General features: G+C 63.6%; 16 protein-coding genes. 6 read left to right on the plus strand and 10 right to left on the minus strand.

The window, feature by feature from the left end; translation table 11 throughout:
* Nucleotides 1–11 precede the first annotated feature (11 nt).
* Complete coding sequence (locus DL891_RS12290; protein ID WP_157962492.1) at nt 12–584, minus strand: TetR/AcrR family transcriptional regulator; 573 nt, start codon at nt 582–584, stop codon at nt 12–14.
* Nucleotides 585–981: 397 nt separating this feature from the next.
* Between DL891_RS12290 and DL891_RS12295 the strand changes: the two genes are divergently transcribed.
* Both DL891_RS12295 and DL891_RS12300 read left to right on the plus strand, forming a co-directional pair.
* Entirely contained in the window at nt 982–1,491 is a 510-nt protein-coding gene (locus DL891_RS12295) for a universal stress protein (protein ID WP_111720725.1), read from the plus strand.
* 144 nt (nt 1,492–1,635) lie between these two features.
* Nucleotides 1,636–2,265 carry a DNA-directed RNA polymerase subunit beta gene (locus DL891_RS12300; protein ID WP_111720726.1) on the plus strand — a complete coding sequence of 210 codons (630 nt, stop codon included), beginning with the start codon at nt 1,636–1,638 and terminating at the stop codon, nt 2,263–2,265.
* Between the two features lie 260 nt (nt 2,266–2,525).
* On the opposite strand, the gene pstB is transcribed toward DL891_RS12300, so the two are convergent.
* The 9 genes from pstB to DL891_RS12345 all read right to left on the minus strand — a co-directional run bounded on the left by pstB (nt 2,526) and on the right by DL891_RS12345 (nt 13,055).
* On the minus strand, nt 2,526–3,305 hold the full coding sequence (gene pstB, locus DL891_RS12305) for a phosphate ABC transporter ATP-binding protein PstB (protein ID WP_111720727.1): 780 nt from the start codon (nt 3,303–3,305) through the stop codon (nt 2,526–2,528).
* 47 nt (nt 3,306–3,352) lie between these two features.
* Complete coding sequence (pstA, locus tag DL891_RS12310; RefSeq protein WP_232819152.1) at nt 3,353–4,414, minus strand: phosphate ABC transporter permease PstA; 1,062 nt, start codon at nt 4,412–4,414, stop codon at nt 3,353–3,355.
* Nucleotides 4,415–4,518: 104 nt separating this feature from the next.
* Complete coding sequence (pstC, locus tag DL891_RS12315; RefSeq protein WP_111720729.1) at nt 4,519–5,460, minus strand: phosphate ABC transporter permease subunit PstC; 942 nt, start codon at nt 5,458–5,460, stop codon at nt 4,519–4,521.
* 137 nt (nt 5,461–5,597) lie between these two features.
* Nucleotides 5,598–6,695, minus strand: coding sequence for a phosphate ABC transporter substrate-binding protein PstS (pstS, locus tag DL891_RS12320; RefSeq protein ID WP_111720757.1), 1,098 nt, complete (start codon nt 6,693–6,695; stop codon nt 5,598–5,600).
* A gap of 188 nt (nt 6,696–6,883) precedes the next feature.
* Nucleotides 6,884–7,966, minus strand: a complete 1,083-nt coding sequence (pstS, locus tag DL891_RS12325; RefSeq protein ID WP_111720730.1) for a phosphate ABC transporter substrate-binding protein PstS — start codon at nt 7,964–7,966, stop codon at nt 6,884–6,886.
* A gap of 149 nt (nt 7,967–8,115) precedes the next feature.
* Nucleotides 8,116–9,051 carry an NUDIX domain-containing protein gene (locus DL891_RS12330; RefSeq protein ID WP_111720731.1) on the minus strand — a complete coding sequence of 312 codons (936 nt, stop codon included), beginning with the start codon at nt 9,049–9,051 and terminating at the stop codon, nt 8,116–8,118.
* The gene (locus DL891_RS12335; protein WP_111720732.1) at nt 9,048–11,219 is read right to left on the minus strand and encodes an RNA degradosome polyphosphate kinase; all 2,172 of its coding nucleotides are present in this window, start codon (nt 11,217–11,219) and stop codon (nt 9,048–9,050) included. Before DL891_RS12335 ends, DL891_RS12330 begins: the two co-directional genes overlap by 4 nt.
* Nucleotides 11,220–11,264: 45 nt before the next feature.
* Nucleotides 11,265–12,242 (minus strand): mycothiol synthase, encoded by a 978-nt coding sequence (gene mshD, locus DL891_RS12340; RefSeq protein WP_111720733.1) that lies wholly within the window; start codon nt 12,240–12,242, stop codon nt 11,265–11,267.
* A 9-nt stretch (nt 12,243–12,251) separates the two neighbouring features.
* Nucleotides 12,252–13,055, minus strand: a complete 804-nt coding sequence (locus DL891_RS12345) for a response regulator transcription factor (protein WP_111720734.1) — start codon at nt 13,053–13,055, stop codon at nt 12,252–12,254.
* A gap of 63 nt (nt 13,056–13,118) precedes the next feature.
* On the opposite strand from DL891_RS12345, the gene DL891_RS12350 reads away from it, so the two are divergent.
* The 4 genes from DL891_RS12350 to DL891_RS12365 all read left to right on the plus strand — a co-directional run bounded on the left by DL891_RS12350 (nt 13,119) and on the right by DL891_RS12365 (nt 16,358).
* The gene (locus DL891_RS12350) at nt 13,119–13,475 is read left to right on the plus strand and encodes a hypothetical protein (protein ID WP_157962493.1); all 357 of its coding nucleotides are present in this window, start codon (nt 13,119–13,121) and stop codon (nt 13,473–13,475) included.
* A 204-nt stretch (nt 13,476–13,679) separates the two neighbouring features.
* The gene (locus DL891_RS12355; protein WP_111720736.1) at nt 13,680–14,333 is read left to right on the plus strand and encodes an FABP family protein; all 654 of its coding nucleotides are present in this window, start codon (nt 13,680–13,682) and stop codon (nt 14,331–14,333) included.
* Nucleotides 14,323–15,489, plus strand: a complete 1,167-nt coding sequence (locus tag DL891_RS12360; protein ID WP_111720737.1) for a folate-binding protein YgfZ — start codon at nt 14,323–14,325, stop codon at nt 15,487–15,489. The genes DL891_RS12355 and DL891_RS12360 overlap by 11 nt, the downstream gene beginning before the upstream one ends.
* Before the next feature lie 125 nt (nt 15,490–15,614).
* The gene (locus DL891_RS12365) at nt 15,615–16,358 is read left to right on the plus strand and encodes a phosphoglyceromutase (protein WP_111720738.1); all 744 of its coding nucleotides are present in this window, start codon (nt 15,615–15,617) and stop codon (nt 16,356–16,358) included.
* The last annotated feature ends 292 nt before the right edge of the window (nt 16,359–16,650 follow it).

The following is a 16,650-nucleotide window of genomic DNA, read 5'->3' on the forward strand; positions in this document are numbered from 1 at the left end:
TTGATTCGCGATCATTCCGCTGCGTGACGGTTCACGATTGCCTCTACCAGAACACGCATCCGCTGTTCAGTGTCGCCGCGGGCGAGGTTTCGATCGCGGCGCAAAAACTTCCACGTGTAGACGTCGGTCGCAATCGCAATCAGGTCGAGCACAGTCTCCCGGTCGGCGGTCGGCGTGCTATCGAGTTGTGGTCGAAAGGTGGTCGCCACCCAGTCTCGATGTACCACCCTGCCGACTTCGACCACGCCGCGAACCCGATCATCTGAGTTCTCTTGACCCAGCATCCACATCACCCAGTCGCCGCGCTCTTCGTAGTGGCCGACGACGGCTGTGACAGCGGCAAAAATGTTGCCGACAGGAGCGACCCGCTCGTGCACGATCTCGTCGCGGGCGAACTCGGCCACCGCATCGAACAGGCCGGCCCGGCTTCCGAAGTGGCGCAGAATGGTCTTCGTCGTGACCCCCGCGCGCTCCGCAACGTCGGCGAGGACGATCTCCAGGGTGGACTTCTCACCGCTGAGGGCAAGCGTCGAACTGAGGATGCGATGCCTGGTCTCTTCAGCTGCCGCCGCCCTGGCTGTCATTGTGTAGGGGCGCCTAATATTCATGTCCATATAAGAAGACATCAATATTTGGGATAAGTCAAGCCCCCGTGTTGCCCGGCTCACGCTCATTCTCCTGAGCATTCTCGTCCGAGGCCCCGGTCACCTTACCCACCTTCTAAGCATCAAGCCTCAGCGTCCCGCTGTGCAATTCATCCGGACGCCTGCAGTGCTTCCAGGACGGACAACTGTCGCGCCCGCTTCGTGGACCACGTATCCGGCTGCGTATGCCAGGGGGCATCTCTGCCGCCGAGTATACGTCGGCCGGGCGTTGAGCGTCGCGAGCGAATCGTGTAGACAAGCCTTACGTCGGTTGGCTTGCCCGATTGCGGATCAACCGGGGGTGGATTCGGCCACGAAAACCCGTCAGGCTGAGGACATGACTACCGAGAACAACGCCTCCATCACCACCCGTGAGCCATTCAGCGACCCGAGTCGGCCGATCGTAGTCGGGGTCGACGGTTCGAAAACGTCGCTCGCCGCACTCCGTCATGCGGCACGCCTGGCTCCCGTGCTGGGGCTCAGCCTGAACGCGGTTGCGCTCTGGGACTACCCGACATCGATCTACGATGTCTACGAGCCGACCCCTGACTGGTCACCTGAGTTCGATGCCCGCAAAGTGCTCGATGAGGCAGCCCAGACCGTGTTCGGTGACGAAGCCCCCGACTGGTTCAGCAGTGAGGTCTTGCGCGGTACTCCGGCACGAGTGCTCATCGAAGAGAGCAAGGGAGCCAGCATGCTGGTTCTGGGTTCCCGCGGGCTGGGTGGGTTCACCGGAATGCTGCTCGGATCGGTGAGCCGCACCGTTTCAGCCCATGCGGCGTGCCCGGTGCTGATCGTGCACGCCGACACCGCCCAGACCGACTCCGCCGAGACCGACTCCGCCTAGGCCGCCGACGTGAATCCCGCAGGTGAGTGGCCGGCCAGTGCCGCGGCCTGCTCGCGCACCGCTGGCCTGGTCATGGCAACTGTGCTTCCACAGAGAAGAGTGGGAGCATGAAGTGCCAGTGCCCGCGACGAAAGGAGGCACGTCATGGCCGAAGAGTTTCACAAGCCGACCCTGTTCGCCGGTAACCGATTCGAGGGTTACCTCGGTGGGGATGATCCGGCCGATGTCTCCAGGGTTGCCCACGAGACCGCCAATGCGTTGCTTTCCCGAGTGAGGGAGAACCCAGACCCGCAGGTCATCGAACGTCTCGTCGCCTACACGGATGAGAACGGCGTCGACGCGATCGCGGAGCTGTGGGCGAACGCGAGCCCCCGCAGTCTTCCTGGGGCGCTCTGGCGAATCTACCTACTGCGTGTACTGGTGAAACAGGATCCGCACGGCACGAGCCTGCTCTACCAGCGCGGCGTCGACGTTGCGACCACGATCGACCCTCTCATCGCCGGTGGCCAGACACCGACCGGGCCAGACGAAATCACCGCGCTCGCGGACACCATTCTGCGCGGGTTGTTCATCGGCGACTTCTCGATCGCCCTCGACCGCGCCGGCGCCTTCGGCCGAGTCATGAGCGCCGGCTGCACGAGTGTCGCCGACGACATGGATGCCGCGCACCCGGAACGCTCGACCGAGCTCACAGCCCGGGCGCTTCGGCTCCACCAGTTGGCCGCCGAACTCTCCGCCTGCGCCCGGCTGTGGCGCTCCGGTTCGCTCGACTGAGTTTCTGGTCGGCGCAGGAGCTGATCGGCGCAGCATCCGGTCACCTCAGCATTCGGTCACCTGAGTATTCGGTCACCTGAGTATTCAGTCATCGTTCGCCAGGCGCGTAGACCCGAGCAATCTGCTCTGCCCCTTGTTACACTGGTTTCGGTTCGGGCCGCAGTAACCCCGGGCTCCAATATTCGCCGCTACGAGCGGCCTCGCGCCGAGAGGCGTTCTGCGGCCCGACCCGTTACTTTCTTGCCGGCCCCGCGGGAGCGCTATCCGAACTTGCCGGACACGTACGCCTCGGTCGACGGGTCTGACGGGTTCGAGAACATGGTGGTCGTGTCGTCGTACTCGATCAGCTTGCCGGGCTGGCCAGTGCCGCCGATGTTGAAGAACGCGGTGCGATCCGAGACGCGAGATGCCTGCTGCATATTGTGGGTGACGATCACGATCGTGTACTCCTGCTTGAGCTCCTCGATCAGATCTTCAATTGCCAGCGTGGAGATCGGGTCGAGCGCCGAACACGGTTCGTCCATCAGCAAAACGTCGGGGGAGACCGCGATTGCGCGAGCGATGCACAGCCTCTGCTGCTGCCCGCCCGACAGACCTGATCCGGGCAGGTCGAGGCGGTCCCTGACCTCATTCCAGAGGTTGGCGCCCACCAGTGAGCGCTCGACCAGGTCGTCGGCATCCGATCGTGAGATCTTGCGGTTGTTCAGCTTCACCCCAGCCAGTACATTCTCTTTGATCGACATTGTGGGGAACGGATTTGCTCGCTGAAAGACCATTCCGACCTGCCGCCTGACCAGCACAGGGTCGACCCCGGGGCCATAGAGATTGTTGCCGTCGATCATCACCTCTCCCGAGACCCGCGCGCCCGGGATCACCTCGTGCATGCGGTTGAGCGTGCGCAGGAAGGTCGATTTTCCGCAGCCGGACGGCCCGATCAGTGCGGTCACTGTACGGGGCTCGATCGTCAGTGAGACGCCCTCGACCGCGAGAAACTTGTTGTAGTAGACGTTCAGGTCGTTGACTTCAATACGTTTTGACATGGATTCCTTCTGGGATGGTCGCGGGTGGGTTCTCGATTGACGCCCGGCTAACGACCCGGCTTGGGGGAGAAGATGCGGCTGATGATGCGGGCGGCAAGGTTCAGCACCATCACGATCAGGATGAGAGTGAGGGCTCCGGTCCAGGCACGATCCACGTAGGCCTGGGCATCCGTGCCCTGGCTCACATACGAGTTGTAGACGAACACCGGCAGCGTCATCATGCGTCCGTCGAACAGGTTGTAGTTCATGCTCTGGGTGAAGCCGGCGATGATCAATAGCGGAGCCGTCTCGCCGATCACCCGGGCGATCGCGAGGGTGATGCCGGTGATGATTCCCGCGCTGGAGGTGGGGAGCACCACCTTGAGCACCGTCAACCACTTGGGTACCCCCAGCGCAAACGCGGCCTCGCGCAGGTCGTTTGGCACCAGCTTGAGCATCTCCTCGCTGGAACGCACGACCGTCGGAATCATCAGCAGTGACAGGGCGATCGCACCACCGATTCCGAGACGGATTCCCGGACCGAAGAATATGGCCAGCAGCGCATAGGCGAACAGGCCCGCGACGATCGACGGGATGCCCGTCATCACGTCGACGAAGAAGGTGATGCCGCGCGCCAGGTGGCCGCGACCGTACTCCACCAAGTAGATGGCGGTCAGCAGGCCGATCGGAACTGAGATGATCGACGCGGCGACGGTCACCAATGTCGTACCGAGAATGGCGTGCAGGCCGCCGCCGCCTGACCCGACGATGTTGCGCATCGAGTTCGTGAAGAACGTCAGGTCGAAACGGGTGGCTCCGAAGGCGACGGTGGTCGAGATGAGAGAGATCAGCGGGATCAGGGCGAGTCCGAACGCCACAGCGACCAGCCCGGTGACGAGGCGGTCGACCGCTTTGCGTTGGCCCTCCACAGCTCGGCTGAGCAAGTAGATGACGACCAGGTATAGGGCAGTGCCGACCACGAGGGCACCGATGTAGTTGAACGATTCTCCTTCGCTCCCGGCTGCTGTTCCGGGGGCGGACTGCTCGGCCAGGTAGAGGATCAGGAAGGTGGCCGCCGAGACCACCCAGCTGGCCAGCAGGATCCAGAGTGAAGTATGCCTCGGCAACATTCCGGCGGTGAGCGAGTTCGCCATGGGCGAGTTGGTGGACGGCTCCGGAGTGATCTCGGAGCCATCGGTGGCCGGGCCCGGCTGCGTGCCAGTCACAAGTTGCATCAGTTGGCTCCAGAGAATGCTTTGCGGCGGTTGATGATCAGGCGGGCGATCATGTTCACGACAAGCGTCACCACGAAGAGAACCAGCCCGGAGGCGATGAGTGCGTTTACGCCGATCCCGTGCGCCTCGGGAAAGTTCAGCGCGATATTCGCGGCGATCGTGGTGGGGTTTGTCGACTGCAGCAGGGCGAACGAGATGATGGCTGAGGGCGACAACACCATGGCCACAGCCATCGTCTCCCCGAGCGCCCGCCCCAGGCCGAGCATCGAGGCGGAGATGATGCCGGGGCGGCCGAAGGGCAGCACGGCCAGCTTGATCACCTCCCAGCGCGTGGCACCCATTGCGAGGGCTGCCTCTTCGTGAAGTTTCGGAGTCTGCAGGAAGATCTCGCGGCACAGGGCGGTGATGATCGGCAGGATCATCACCGCGAGCACCACGGCCACCGTGAGAATCGTGCGACCGGTCCCGGAAACCGGACCGGCGAACAGCGGGATGAACCCCATTGCGTTGACCATCACCGAATAGACCGGTTGCAGCGCCGGGGCGAGCACCCCGATGCCCCACAGCCCGTAGACCACTGAGGGCACGGCCGCGAGCAGGTCCACCACGTAGCCGAGGCTCTGGGCAAGTTTGCGGGGGGCGTAGTGGCTGATGAACAGCGCGACCCCGATCGACAGCGGAACGGCGATCAGCAGGGCGAGGATGGCGGCCCAGACGGTGCCGAATGCGAGCGGCGCGGCGTACGACCAGAAACTGGTCTGGGTACCCGGTAGCTCACTCGGGTCTGCGACCAGGGCGGGGAGACTCTCGGCAACCAGAAAGACCGCGACGGACGCGAGGATGACCAGGATCGTGGCGCCGGCGAACACGGTGGCACGCGAGAAGATGCGGTCACCGATGCGCTGGGTTGATCTGATCTGCAATTCAGCGGGTGCTGACATGGTCGGGATGGATTCCTTGGGGTTGAAGGGCGGTCGAGCGCCGTACGGTGACGCTGGTTCACTGACACTGGTTCACTGACGGCGGTGCACGCCCGGCCGCAGTGGTGCTGCAAACTGCGGCCGGCCGTGGGCGCGAGCTATCGGATCGAGTCGATCGCCTCCTGCACCTGTGCTTGCAGAGCGGCAGAGATGGGTGCGGAGCCGGCGAACTCCGCTGCCTGTGCCTGACCCTCGGGGCTCGCGACGTAGCTGAGGTAGTTCTTCACCAGGGCGGCCTGGGCTGGGTCGGCATAGACCTGGCACGCGATCAGGTAGCTGACCAGCACGATCGGGTACACGCCGGCCGCCGTCGACGACCGGTCGAGGTTGATGGCGATGTCGCCCGGCTCACGACCTTCGGCCATCGGGGAGGCGTCGACAATTGCTGCTGCCGCTTCAGCCGAGTAGGCCACGAATTCGTCGCCCACCTTGATCTTCGCCACGGATAGGCTGCCAGCCTTGGATGCATCGGCGTAGCCGATCGTGCCGACACCGTTTTTGACCGTGTCGACTACCCCGGAGGTGCTTTGGGCGCCCTCACCAGCTTTGAACGGGAAGGCGTCGGACGGCTCGGCAGTCCACTGCGTCGGCGCGTTCGCGTACAGGTATTCGGCGAAGTTCTTGGTTGTGCCGGAGTCGTCGGAGCGGTGCACCGCGGTGATCGGCAGCGCGGGCAGGGCCTGGCCGGGATTGAGGCTCACGACTGCCGGATCGTTCCACTGGGTGATCTCCCCGGTGAAGATCGACGCGATCGTGGCCGCGTCGAGGTTCAACTCAGTGACCCCCTGCAGGTTGAAGATCACGGCGATGGGTGCGATGTAGACCGGCAGGTCGATCGCCTGACTGTCGGGGGCACAGGACGCGAAGCCGCCCGCCAATTCGGTGTCGCTGAGGGCAGAATCGGAGCCGGCGAAAGCGGTGCCGCCGGCGGCAAACGATTTGCGGCCCGCCCCAGACCCGGTCGGGTCATAGTTGATGGTGACGTCCTGGTGCGCGGTCTGGAAGGCGGCGATCCAAGACTCCTGGGCGCTGCCCTGGCTCGAGGCGCCAGCACCGTTGAGGGTGCCGTCCAGTGAGGCGAGAGACTGGGGCTCGGACGAAGACGATTGCGAGGCCTGTGCCATCTGGTCTGCCGCACACGACGTGAGCGCTGTGACGGCGAGCGCGCCGATTACGAGGGTGGAGCCGATTCGCATGAAGTTCACAAGATTCCCTTCGGAAGTTTTTGTGTTGCCAGGTGAGCCGGATTGGCTCAGTACTGACGCTACGAACCGGATGTGACGAGCATCCCCCACCCGGGTGAACACGAGGTGAACAACTGGCGAAGACGGCGATCGGGGTGCATGCAGACCGGGGAGTAGGTCGGTCACGGTCGGCGCGCACACTACCGAATCGAGTCCAGCGACTTCTGCACCTTTTCCCGCAGCGAGGCGGAGATGGGGGCAGAACCGGCGAACTCGGCAGCTCGAGCCTGCCCCTCGGGGCTGGCCACGTAGCCGAGATACTCCCTGACGAGTGCAGCTTGGGCCGGGTCGGAGTATCTCTGGCAGGCGATCAGGTAGCTGACCAGCACAATCGGGTACACGCCGGCTGCCGTGGAGGTGCGATCCAAGTCGATGGCGATGTCTCCCGGCTCGCGCCCCTCGATCAGCGGGGAGGCGTCAACCGCCGCGGCGGCGGCCTCGGCGGAATAGGTGACGAAACTCTCTCCCACTTTGATCTTCGCCACGTCGAGCGACCCCGCCTTCGATGCATCCACGTAGCCGATAGTTCCCACACCGTTTTTGACGGTGTCGACCACACCAGCCGTACCCTGGACCCCCTCGCCGGTGGGGAATGGGAACCCGTCTGCCGGTTCGGCGTCCCACGCGGCGGGTGCATTCGCGTGGAGATAGTCGGTGAAGTTCTTAGTCGTGCCAGAATCGTCGGAGCGGTGCACCGCCGTGATCGGCAGGTCGGGCATTGTTTGTTCGGGGTTGAGCCGAACGATGGCCGGGTCGTTCCAACGCGTTAGCTCGGCGGTGAAGATCGCTGCAATCGTGGCCGCATCGAGGTTCAGCTCGGTGACGCCTTGAACGTTGAAGATCAACACGATCGGAGCGATGTAGACCGGCAGGTCGATCGCCGAGCTGTCCGGGGCGCAGGAGGCGAAGGTGCCCCTGAGTTCGGCCTCGCTGAGTGCTGAGTCCGAGCCGGCGAATGCGGCGCCGCCCGCGGCGAACGTCTTGCGGCCGGCACCTGACCCGGTGGGGTCATAGTTGATGGTCACCTGGTGGTGCGCGGTCTGGAAGGCGGCGATCCAGGTCTCCTGAGCGCTGCCCTGACTGGACGCGCCCGCACCGTCAACGGTGCCACTGAGCTCGGAGTGCGAAACACCCTGCGCCATCTCATTGGCTGCGCACGATGACAGCCCGGCGACCGTGACGGCTGCGATGAGAACGGTGGAGCCCAGTCGCGTGAACTTCATGGGACTCCTTTCACGCACGTGGGCGTTGGCGGTTGGGCTTGATTGCTCGCCGCGTTGGGGCATGACGCGTCGGGCCGTACGTGACGAGCATCCCCTACTCGGGTGAACACGAGGTGAACAACCGGCGACAAGGCCGATTGAGAATGCTCTCAGATGTGCGGTTCGTGCGATTCAATCGCGATGATCCCGGATGCCGGGAGTGTGCGAGACAGGTGCACCACCGAGTAGCCGCCGGTCTCCAGCGCCGCGGAGGATCGCACATACGAGCCGGTGGGGGTTCCCGTCGCCAGGGCAATTTCCCTGATGATCTCGGGGATGACCGGACCGTGGCTGCATACCACTGCTGACTGCTTGGCGCGCACCAGCTTTCCGATCACGCCTCGCACATCTGATTCACCCCACTCGTAGGCGCGTTGGCTGATCGCATCCGTTCGTCGTGCCTGGAGCCCCATGAGCTTCTCCAGCGGCACGACTGTCGACCGGCAGCGCTTGGCCGTACTCGTGACAATCTTTTCAGGGCCCCACGCGGCGATCGCCGCGGCCACGTTCGCGGCCTGCGCCCTGCCACGGTCGGTCAGTGTGCGGTCGTGATCGTCACCGTCGAACTTCTCCGGGGAGATCGCCTTGCCGTGGCGCAGCACGATCATGGCGTAGGTCGACGTGACACCCTGGTCGACCAGGGCTTTGAAATTGTCAAGAATTTCTGCGTCGCGCGGGTAGCTGAGCATTGTGCGTGCCTTCTTCAGGCTCACCCATTCCAGCGCGGCCACTTCGGAGTTCGGCAGGAATGCCGAGGCCAGCTGGGCCTCGTCGGTCACTTCGGCCGCCCAGTAGTGCACCACTTTGTCGATGCCCTTCGGCATGGTGTAGCGAGTCACACCCAGGGGCACGCCGAGGGCCACTTTCAGCCCTGTCTCCTCCTCGATCTCGCGCACCGCGGCCTGGGGGAGTGATTCGCCGGCGTCGACCTTCCCCTTGGGCAGTGAGACGTCGTTGTACCGCGAGCGGTGGATCAGCAGAATGCGCAGCTTGGAGTCGATGATCCGCCAACACACTGCACCCGAGGCATAGATTGCGGCGTTCACCGATGTCCGCTCCGCTTGCGACCGGTGACTTCGGCCATCCGCGCTTCCTGCATGTCGATGAGTGGGGTGCCGTCGTCGGCCAGGTGGCGTCTGGTCCACGCACCGTCTGAACCCAGCGACCAGGCCGAGGTGCCGGCATCCATCGCGGTGTTGAACAGTGCGGCGATCTCGGTCAGATGTTCCGGATCGGTCAATCTCACCAGCGCTTCCACCCTTCGATCGAGGTTGCGGTGCATCATGTCGGCACTGCCGATGTACACCTGCGGGTCACCATCATTCTCGAAAGAGAATATACGCGAATGTTCGAGGTAGCGGCCGAGGATTGACCGCACGCGGATATTCTCGCTGAGCCCTGGCTGTCCCGGCTTCAAGCTGCAGATGCCGCGCACCCACATATCCACCTGGACACCGGCCTGGCTGGCCCGGTACAGGGCGTCGATGATCTCTTCGTCGACGATTGAGTTCACCTTGATGCGGATACCGGCAGGTCGGCCCTCGTGGGCCAGGGCTGCCTCGCCATCGATGCGCTTCAACAGTCCTCGACGCAGGTGCAGGGGCGCCACCAGCAGCCGTTTGAACTTCTTTTCGATCGCATAGCCGGAGAGTTCGTTGAACAGCCGGGTCAGATCTTTGCCCACCTGGGGGTCGTCGGTGAGCAGACCGAGATCTTCATACAGGCGGCTGGTCTTCGGATTGTAGTTTCCGGTGCCGATGTGGCTGTAGTGCCGGAGCACCCCGTTCTCGCGACGTACCACGAGTGCGAGCTTGCAATGCGTCTTCAGGCCGACTATGCCGTAGACGACATGAACCCCGGCCTTCTCAAGTTTGCGGGCCCAACCGATATTGGCCTGTTCGTCGAACCGTGCCTTGATCTCGACCAGGGCCAGAACCTGCTTGCCGGCCTCTGCCGCATCGATCAGTGCCTCGACGATTGGAGAGTCACCCGAGGTGCGATACAGCGTCTGCTTGATCGCCAGTACATCGGGGTCGTTTGCGGCCTGCTCGAGAAACGACTGAACACTGGTGGCGAACGACTCATACGGGTGGTGCAACAGGATGTCGCCGCGGGTGATCGAGGCGAACACGTCAGGTGCCTCGTTTGTTTCGATCGGCAACAGGCTCACGCTGGTCGATGGCACCGCTTTGGCGAACTTGAGGTCGGGACGATCGAGTTTGGCGAGGTCGAACAGGCCGCCCAAGTCCAATGGTGCCGGGAGGCTGTACACCTCATTCTCGGTGACATCCAGTTCTCGCACCAACAGTCGCAGGGTCACCTCGTCCATGTCATCGGTGATCTCGAGCCGGATCGGAGGCCCGAACCGTCGCCTCAGCAGCTCCTTCTCCAACGCCTGGATCAGGTTCTCGGTCTCGTCCTCCTCTATCACCACGTCTTCATAGCGGGTCACTCGAAAAACGTGATGCTCGATGATCTCCATCCCGGGGAACAGGTCGCCCAGATGATTGGCGATCAAATCCTCCAGGGTGATGAAACGCATGTCGTCCAACGTCTCGCGCGCATCGATGCGCACAAACCTGGGCAACAGGGTGGGTACCTTCAACCGGGCGAACTCCTCTTTGCCGGAGACCGGGTGCCGTACCCGCACCGAGAGGTTCAGCGACAGTCCGGAGATGTAGGGGAACGGATGTGCCGGGTCGACCGCCAACGGTGTGAGCACAGGGAAGATCTGCTGGGTGAAGATTTCACGCAGCCGCACCTGGTCGGCCTGGTCCAGTGAGTCGAACGTCACCGGTCTGATCCCGGCCTCGTTCAGCGCGGGAACCAGCGACTCCTGGTAGACGGCGGCGTGGCGTGCCTGCAGCTCGTGGGCTTTCGCGGAGATGTCGGCCAACACGTCGGCCGGTGCCCGCCCGATGTTGGTGGGAACCGCAAGTCCGGTCAGGATGCGTCGTTTCAAACCCGCAACGCGCACCATGAAGAACTCATCGAGGTTGCTGGCGAAGATGGCGAGGTAGTTGGCACGCTCCAACAGGGGCACAGTCGTATCCTCGGCGAGCTCGAGTACACGTTGGTTGAAAGCCAGCCAGCTCAACTCGCGGTCGAGGTACCGATCGATTGGAAGTTCGGTGTCGTAGGCGCGGCTCGGCGCGAAATCATCATCGAGATCGCTGGACAGCTCGGACTCGATCACTGTGTTGTCTGGGTCCATGTCCTAATCATGGCACTGCACATGCGGTCTGTGCGAGGGTGGCGATCAGACGCCGGTGCGCAGGTACTGCACATCGACTGTGTGGTCGGTGAAACCGAGTGAACGATACAGCGCAACCGCCGGGACGTTATCGGCCTCCACATAGAGGGTTGTGCTGGTCGCACCGATGGATTCCAGCCGAGCCAGGCCCGCATTCATCAGTCGTCTTCCGATTCCTTTTCCCGCGCTGCCCGGGTGCACCCCGATGGCGTAGATCTCACCGGTCTGCGGGTTCTCGGGCTCTACCTTCAGCCAGTTGAAACCAACCAGGTCGCCGTCAGCATTGTGCATCACGAGGAAGTTCTCGGCAGAGAACCAGGGCTCGGCCATGCGGTTCTCCAGATCGGCCAGTGTCAAGCGGCCCTGCTCCGGGTGGTGTGCGAACGCGAGGGAGTTCAACTTCAGCCAGGCCGACTCGTCCGTGCCCACCCGGAACGTGGTGATCGACGGGTCGGGGACCGTTTGGTCCAGCTGCTCTGCGGATTCGCCCCGCCGCAGTTGCAGGAGGGTTCGCACCGGGGAAAACCGGGTGCGCGCCGCAAGGACGCGGGCGCCGGGGTGGTCTCCATGGCTCCAGGCGAGTAGGGCTCCGGTATTTTCGTCTGCACTGTTTTCGTCTGCACTGTTTTCGTCTGCACTGTTTTCCACTGCACTGTTTTCAGCTGCACCGTGCTCGGCCAGTGCCTGTTCCAGCAGTTTCGCCCCCAGGCCGCGACGCCGGTGGGATGGTGTGATCGTGAACTCGAGTTCGCCCTGACCGAGAATGGCTGCACCCAGAAGGCCAGCATCTGTTGATGGGCTGACGCCCGGGGCGTCCTCGACGACCAGCAGGCTTCGGCGGCCGGCTGTGAGATCCGCCAGTGCCTGGTCGTTGAACGCACTCTGGCCGTCGACGGCCAGTGCTGCGTTACGCAGGTTGAGCAGGCGCGCGCGGATCTGCGGGTCCTGGGCATCCGCGGTCCGAAGGATCGGGGAGTTGTCCATAACTGTTCCTCATGCTCCTATTTGTCTGTTCGCGACTGGTTGCCTGTTCGCGGCTGTTGGCCTGTTCGGGCCTGATTGGCGGTTCGATGCAGGGGCGGTTGCTCGCGCCACGGGTTCGGCCCAGAACCGGTAACCGACATTTCGTACGGTGCCGATCAGGGCATCGAGGTCGCCGAGTTTTGCGCGCAACCGACGAACGTGTACATCGACGGTGCGGGTGCCGCCGTAGTAGTCGCAACCCCACACCTCGCTGAGCAGTTGCTCCCGGCTGAACACGCGGGCCGGGTGCAGCGCGAGGAAGCGCAGCAGCTCGAACTCCTTGTAGGTGAGGTCGAGCGGCTTGTTGTTCATCGAGATCGAGTAGTTGGCTTCGTCGATCTCCAGCCCGGTGGCCCGAATGCTGCCACGTGCGCCCAGTGAGGCGTGCCGGCTGAGCGCCAACCGAATGCGGGCCTCGACCTCGGCGACGGAGGCGCCACTGTGCAGAACGTCGACCACCGGCCAGGAAGCACCCAGCGCAGCGAAGCCGCCTTCGTTCAGTATGGCGATCACCGCAGGGGGATCATCAACTCCGCTGATCACGGTCGTGAGCGCGCGGGCCGCGGCAAGTTCGCCGGTCGCGTCGACCAGTACGAGGCTGTGCGCAGGAGCAGAAGAGTATGCGGCGGGCTCCGCTGGCAGCCACGTGACCGCGTGGTCGAGCAGATCCAGCGCCGGCAGCACCGTGTTCGTGTGATTTCGCGCCCCCACGGCGCGAACAGGCCCGCGAGAGTGCGTGGCCGCAGTGGCCGACAGCATCACCAACTCCGCCATGAAATCCCCGCATTCGTGTACCCGGCAATACTACTGCCGTGGGAATTCGGGCAGACTGTGAGGGTGACCTCAGACGATCTCCAACCAGGAGCGAACCCGCAACCCGTCGGGGAGTTCCCGAAAAAAAGAAACGTCGTACCCACGGCGAGAACTCCGCGGCGCTATCTGGTGAGTATGGCGATCGTCTGGGCGTCTGCCGTGGTGGGGGTCCTGCTCGTCGCATGGTTTGCACCGCATGAGACCCGCGCGGCATGGTTGGCAATGGTTTTTGCGGCCACGGTCGTACTCACCTTTGTGATCCAGTTGGCACTTCAGCGCCCCAAAGGGTTTCTTCATCGGGCGACCATGAGCACGTTGGGTGCACTGATTGTGCTCGCCGCGGGCACCCTGATCCTTCAGTTGACCGCGGGCTCGGGATAGAATCGAACCATGCTGCTTGCACTGGAACTCTTCTTCGTCGGCCTGCTCGGGCTTGCCACGCTTTCCATCGCGTGGATCTCCGTCGTGGTGGTGCTCAACCTCTACCGCGGCCAGCGCTGAGTCGTTGGCGGGGTTTCAGCGTTGTCGCGCTGCCCGCACGGATACGGTCATGTGTTTTGTGGGCGCAGGAATTGAGGTGAGGCTGTGATCGAGTTGCCGACGCATCTGCCGCCGGAACTGGTACCGCTCAGCTGGCTGATCGGTGTGTGGGAAGGTACCGGGGTGATCGATTACCTGGTCGATCCGAAGAATCCGGATCCGGTCGGCGATTCGGCCGTTGGACCGGGCGAGTCAGGGTCACCTGAACGACGCCAATACGAGTTCGGGCAACGGATCAGTTTCAGCCACGATGGGCTTGGCTGGCTCAACTACAACTCGTACACCTGGCTGCTCGATGACGAGCGCACCCCGTTGATCACTGAGACAGGCTATTGGCGCATCGCGCGCGACCAGACCCCGGCCGATCCAGGCCCTGGCATGCTCCCCGCCGAGGGGGAGGCTCCGTTCAACTCGGTCGACGACGTGGAATCCTTACGCAATGATTCAGGCGGGTTCGATCTGCAGGTGGCCCTCGTGCACCCGACCGGGGTCAGCGAGTTGTACCTTGGCCATGTGACCGGCCCCAGAATCGACCTGGCCACCGATGCTGTTTTGCGCGCACCCGGCGCCACCGACTACCAGGCGGCCACCCGAATGTACGGGTTGGTCGATAATCACCTGCTCTGGGCGTGGGACATTGCGGCTCTGGAACAGAGCCTGCGCACCCACGCGTCTGCGAGGCTCGGCCGTGTCGAATAATCTCACGCCAGACATCGTGGCCGTGTTCTCAGAGTTACCGGGCGCAGTCACTGATTCCGGGCTCGTCGCACACTACGGCAACCCGGTCGCGGAGCAACGCGCGTTGGTGGCAGGCGACGCGATCGTCGACCTCGCCGACCGAGCTGTGCTCACGGTGTCAGGCGAGGACCGGTTGACCTGGCTTGACTCCCTGACCAGCCAACAGCTGACCGGTCTGCATCCGGGGGACTCGGCGGAAACCTTGCTTCTTGACGCGAACGGGCGGATTGAGCACGCCGTGCGATTGGTCGACGACGGGACAACCTGTTGGCTGCTCGTTGATGCCAGCCAGGCTGCTGGCCTGTTCGACTGGCTCACGCGTATGCGTTTTCGCCTGCGCGTCGACGTTGTCGACCGCACCGCCGATTTCGCCACTTTCGGTTACCTGATGGATGCCGGTGCCGCCCACGCACTGTCGCCGCTGGTCGCGGCCAGCAACGGTGTTCCGGTCCTCTGGAGCGACCCGTGGAGCGAGTTGCAGAACGGCGGTTGGACCTACTCGACGACGACCGAGCATCCGGGGGCCGGCTGGAAATACCGGGAGTGTCTGATCGAACGCAGCCGCACACCAGATGTGGTCGCGCTCGTAAGGGAAGGGAGCGTGCCGAAGGTGCGTGCGGCCGGGATGCTTGCGCTCGAGGCATTGCGGATCGAGGCCTGGCGGCCCCGCCTTGTCACCGAGGTGGATGAGAGAACTGTTCCGCATGAACTCGACTGGTTGCGGAGCGCCGTTCACCTGACCAAGGGGTGTTACCGGGGCCAGGAGACCGTAGCCAAGGTGCACAACATCGGTCACCCACCCAGACGGATCGTCTTCCTGCATCTGGACGGCTCTGAATCCCAGTTGCCTTCACCGGGCGACGAGGTGGTGTCAGGCGAGGGGGAGGACCGCAAAGTGGTCGGTCGGATCACTTCCAGCGCCCGGCACCACGAACTCGGGCCGATCGCGCTCGCGGTGGTGCGTCGTCGCACCGACCCGTCGGCGACGCTCACTGTCGAAACCGGTGGAACTCTGGTGGCCGCGGCCCAGGAGATCATTGTTTCACCCGACGCGGGTGCCGAAGCCGGCGTTCCGCGGCTTCCCCGACTGGGTGCAGTCAAGCGTCGTCCGCGCTGATGCGCGCTCAGCGGCTCTGACGAGGCGTCCGCCCGCCCTGACGAGGCGTTTGCCCGCTCTGCCATGGGCGGTTTGCACCGCACGGGCTCGGTTCTGAGCCGGAGCCGGGCGATAGGCTTGAGAGTATGACCCATACGCTGATCCTGCTTCGCCACGGTCAATCCACCTGGAACCAGGAAAACCTGTTCACGGGCTGGGTCGATGTTCCGCTCACAGACAAGGGGCGCGCCGAAGGCCGTCGCGCTGGTGAACTCCTGGTCGAGGCCGGGCTGTTGCCCGACGTCCTGCACACTTCTGTGCTGAAGCGGGCAATCCACACCGCCAATCTGACGCTGGAGACGGCTGACCGCGACTGGATCGACGTTCGACGCTCCTGGCGGCTGAACGAACGCCACTACGGCGCCCTGCAGGGCAAGGACAAGGCGCAGACGCTTGCCGAGTACGGCCAGGAGCAATTCATGAGTTGGCGTCGATCGTTCGACACTCCGCCGCCCACGCTGGACGATGACAGCGAGTTCTCGCAGGCGCGCGACCCGCGGTACGCCGGACTGGGCGATGAGATGCCGCGCACGGAGTGCTTGAAAGATGTGATCGAACGCCTCCTGCCCTATTGGGAGCAGTCGATCACGCCTGACCTCGCCACCGGCCGCACTGTACTGGTCACCGCTCACGGCAACTCGTTGCGCGCGCTGGTGAAGCACCTGGAGAAGATCTCGGATGATGCAATCACCGATCTGAACATTCCGACCGGAATTCCATTGGTCTACCACCTCGGCGCGGACTTCATGCCGGAGGCTCCAGGCGAGTATCTCGACCCCGAGGCTGCGGCCGCCGGTGCTGCCGCGGTCGCCGCGCAGGGCTCCAAGTAAGCCTCCCTGACTGCCCAGTTTGCCCACCCCAGCTTCGGTGATGGTGGGCCAAACGTGTGCCGGTTCGGTGCCGGTTCGGTGCTGGTTCAGAAAGGTGCTGGTTCAGAAAGATGCTGGTTCAGAAAGATGCTGGTTCAGAAAGGTGCTGAGTCAGAAGCGGCTGAGTGGCCTGCCGAGGAGTTCTCGGACAGTGGGCCCTCTTAAAATGAGGGTGCTACTGAAAGAGAGAGCAGCATGTCCGCATCGCGTAGACGATTCACCCAAGAGTTCAAAGACGAGTTGTGCCGTGAGG

The sequence above is a fragment of the Homoserinimonas sp. OAct 916 genome (assembly GCF_003260275.1).
Lineage (GTDB): Bacteria > Actinomycetota > Actinomycetes > Actinomycetales > Microbacteriaceae > OACT-916.

Bases quoted from the DNA above. Each gene is read 5' to 3' on its own strand.
- DL891_RS12290 (WP_157962492.1), bottom strand. From the start codon at position 584: ATGACAGCCAGGGCGGCGGCAGCTGAAGAGACCAGGCATCGCATCCTC.
- DL891_RS12295 (WP_111720725.1), top strand. From the start codon at position 982: ATGACTACCGAGAACAACGCCTCCATCACCACCCGTGAGCCATTCAGC.
- DL891_RS12300 (WP_111720726.1), top strand. From the start codon at position 1,636: ATGGCCGAAGAGTTTCACAAGCCGACCCTGTTCGCCGGTAACCGATTC.
- pstB (WP_111720727.1), bottom strand. From the start codon at position 3,305: ATGTCAAAACGTATTGAAGTCAACGACCTGAACGTCTACTACAACAAG.
- pstA (WP_232819152.1), bottom strand. From the start codon at position 4,414: ATGTTGCCGAGGCATACTTCACTCTGGATCCTGCTGGCCAGCTGGGTG.
- pstC (WP_111720729.1), bottom strand. From the start codon at position 5,460: ATGTCAGCACCCGCTGAATTGCAGATCAGATCAACCCAGCGCATCGGT.
- pstS (WP_111720757.1), bottom strand. From the start codon at position 6,695: ATGCGAATCGGCTCCACCCTCGTAATCGGCGCGCTCGCCGTCACAGCG.
- pstS (WP_111720730.1), bottom strand. From the start codon at position 7,966: ATGAAGTTCACGCGACTGGGCTCCACCGTTCTCATCGCAGCCGTCACG.
- DL891_RS12335 (WP_111720732.1), bottom strand. From the start codon at position 11,219: ATGGACCCAGACAACACAGTGATCGAGTCCGAGCTGTCCAGCGATCTC.
- mshD (WP_111720733.1), bottom strand. From the start codon at position 12,242: ATGGACAACTCCCCGATCCTTCGGACCGCGGATGCCCAGGACCCGCAG.
- DL891_RS12345 (WP_111720734.1), bottom strand. From the start codon at position 13,055: ATGGCGGAGTTGGTGATGCTGTCGGCCACTGCGGCCACGCACTCTCGC.
- DL891_RS12365 (WP_111720738.1), top strand. From the start codon at position 15,615: ATGACCCATACGCTGATCCTGCTTCGCCACGGTCAATCCACCTGGAAC.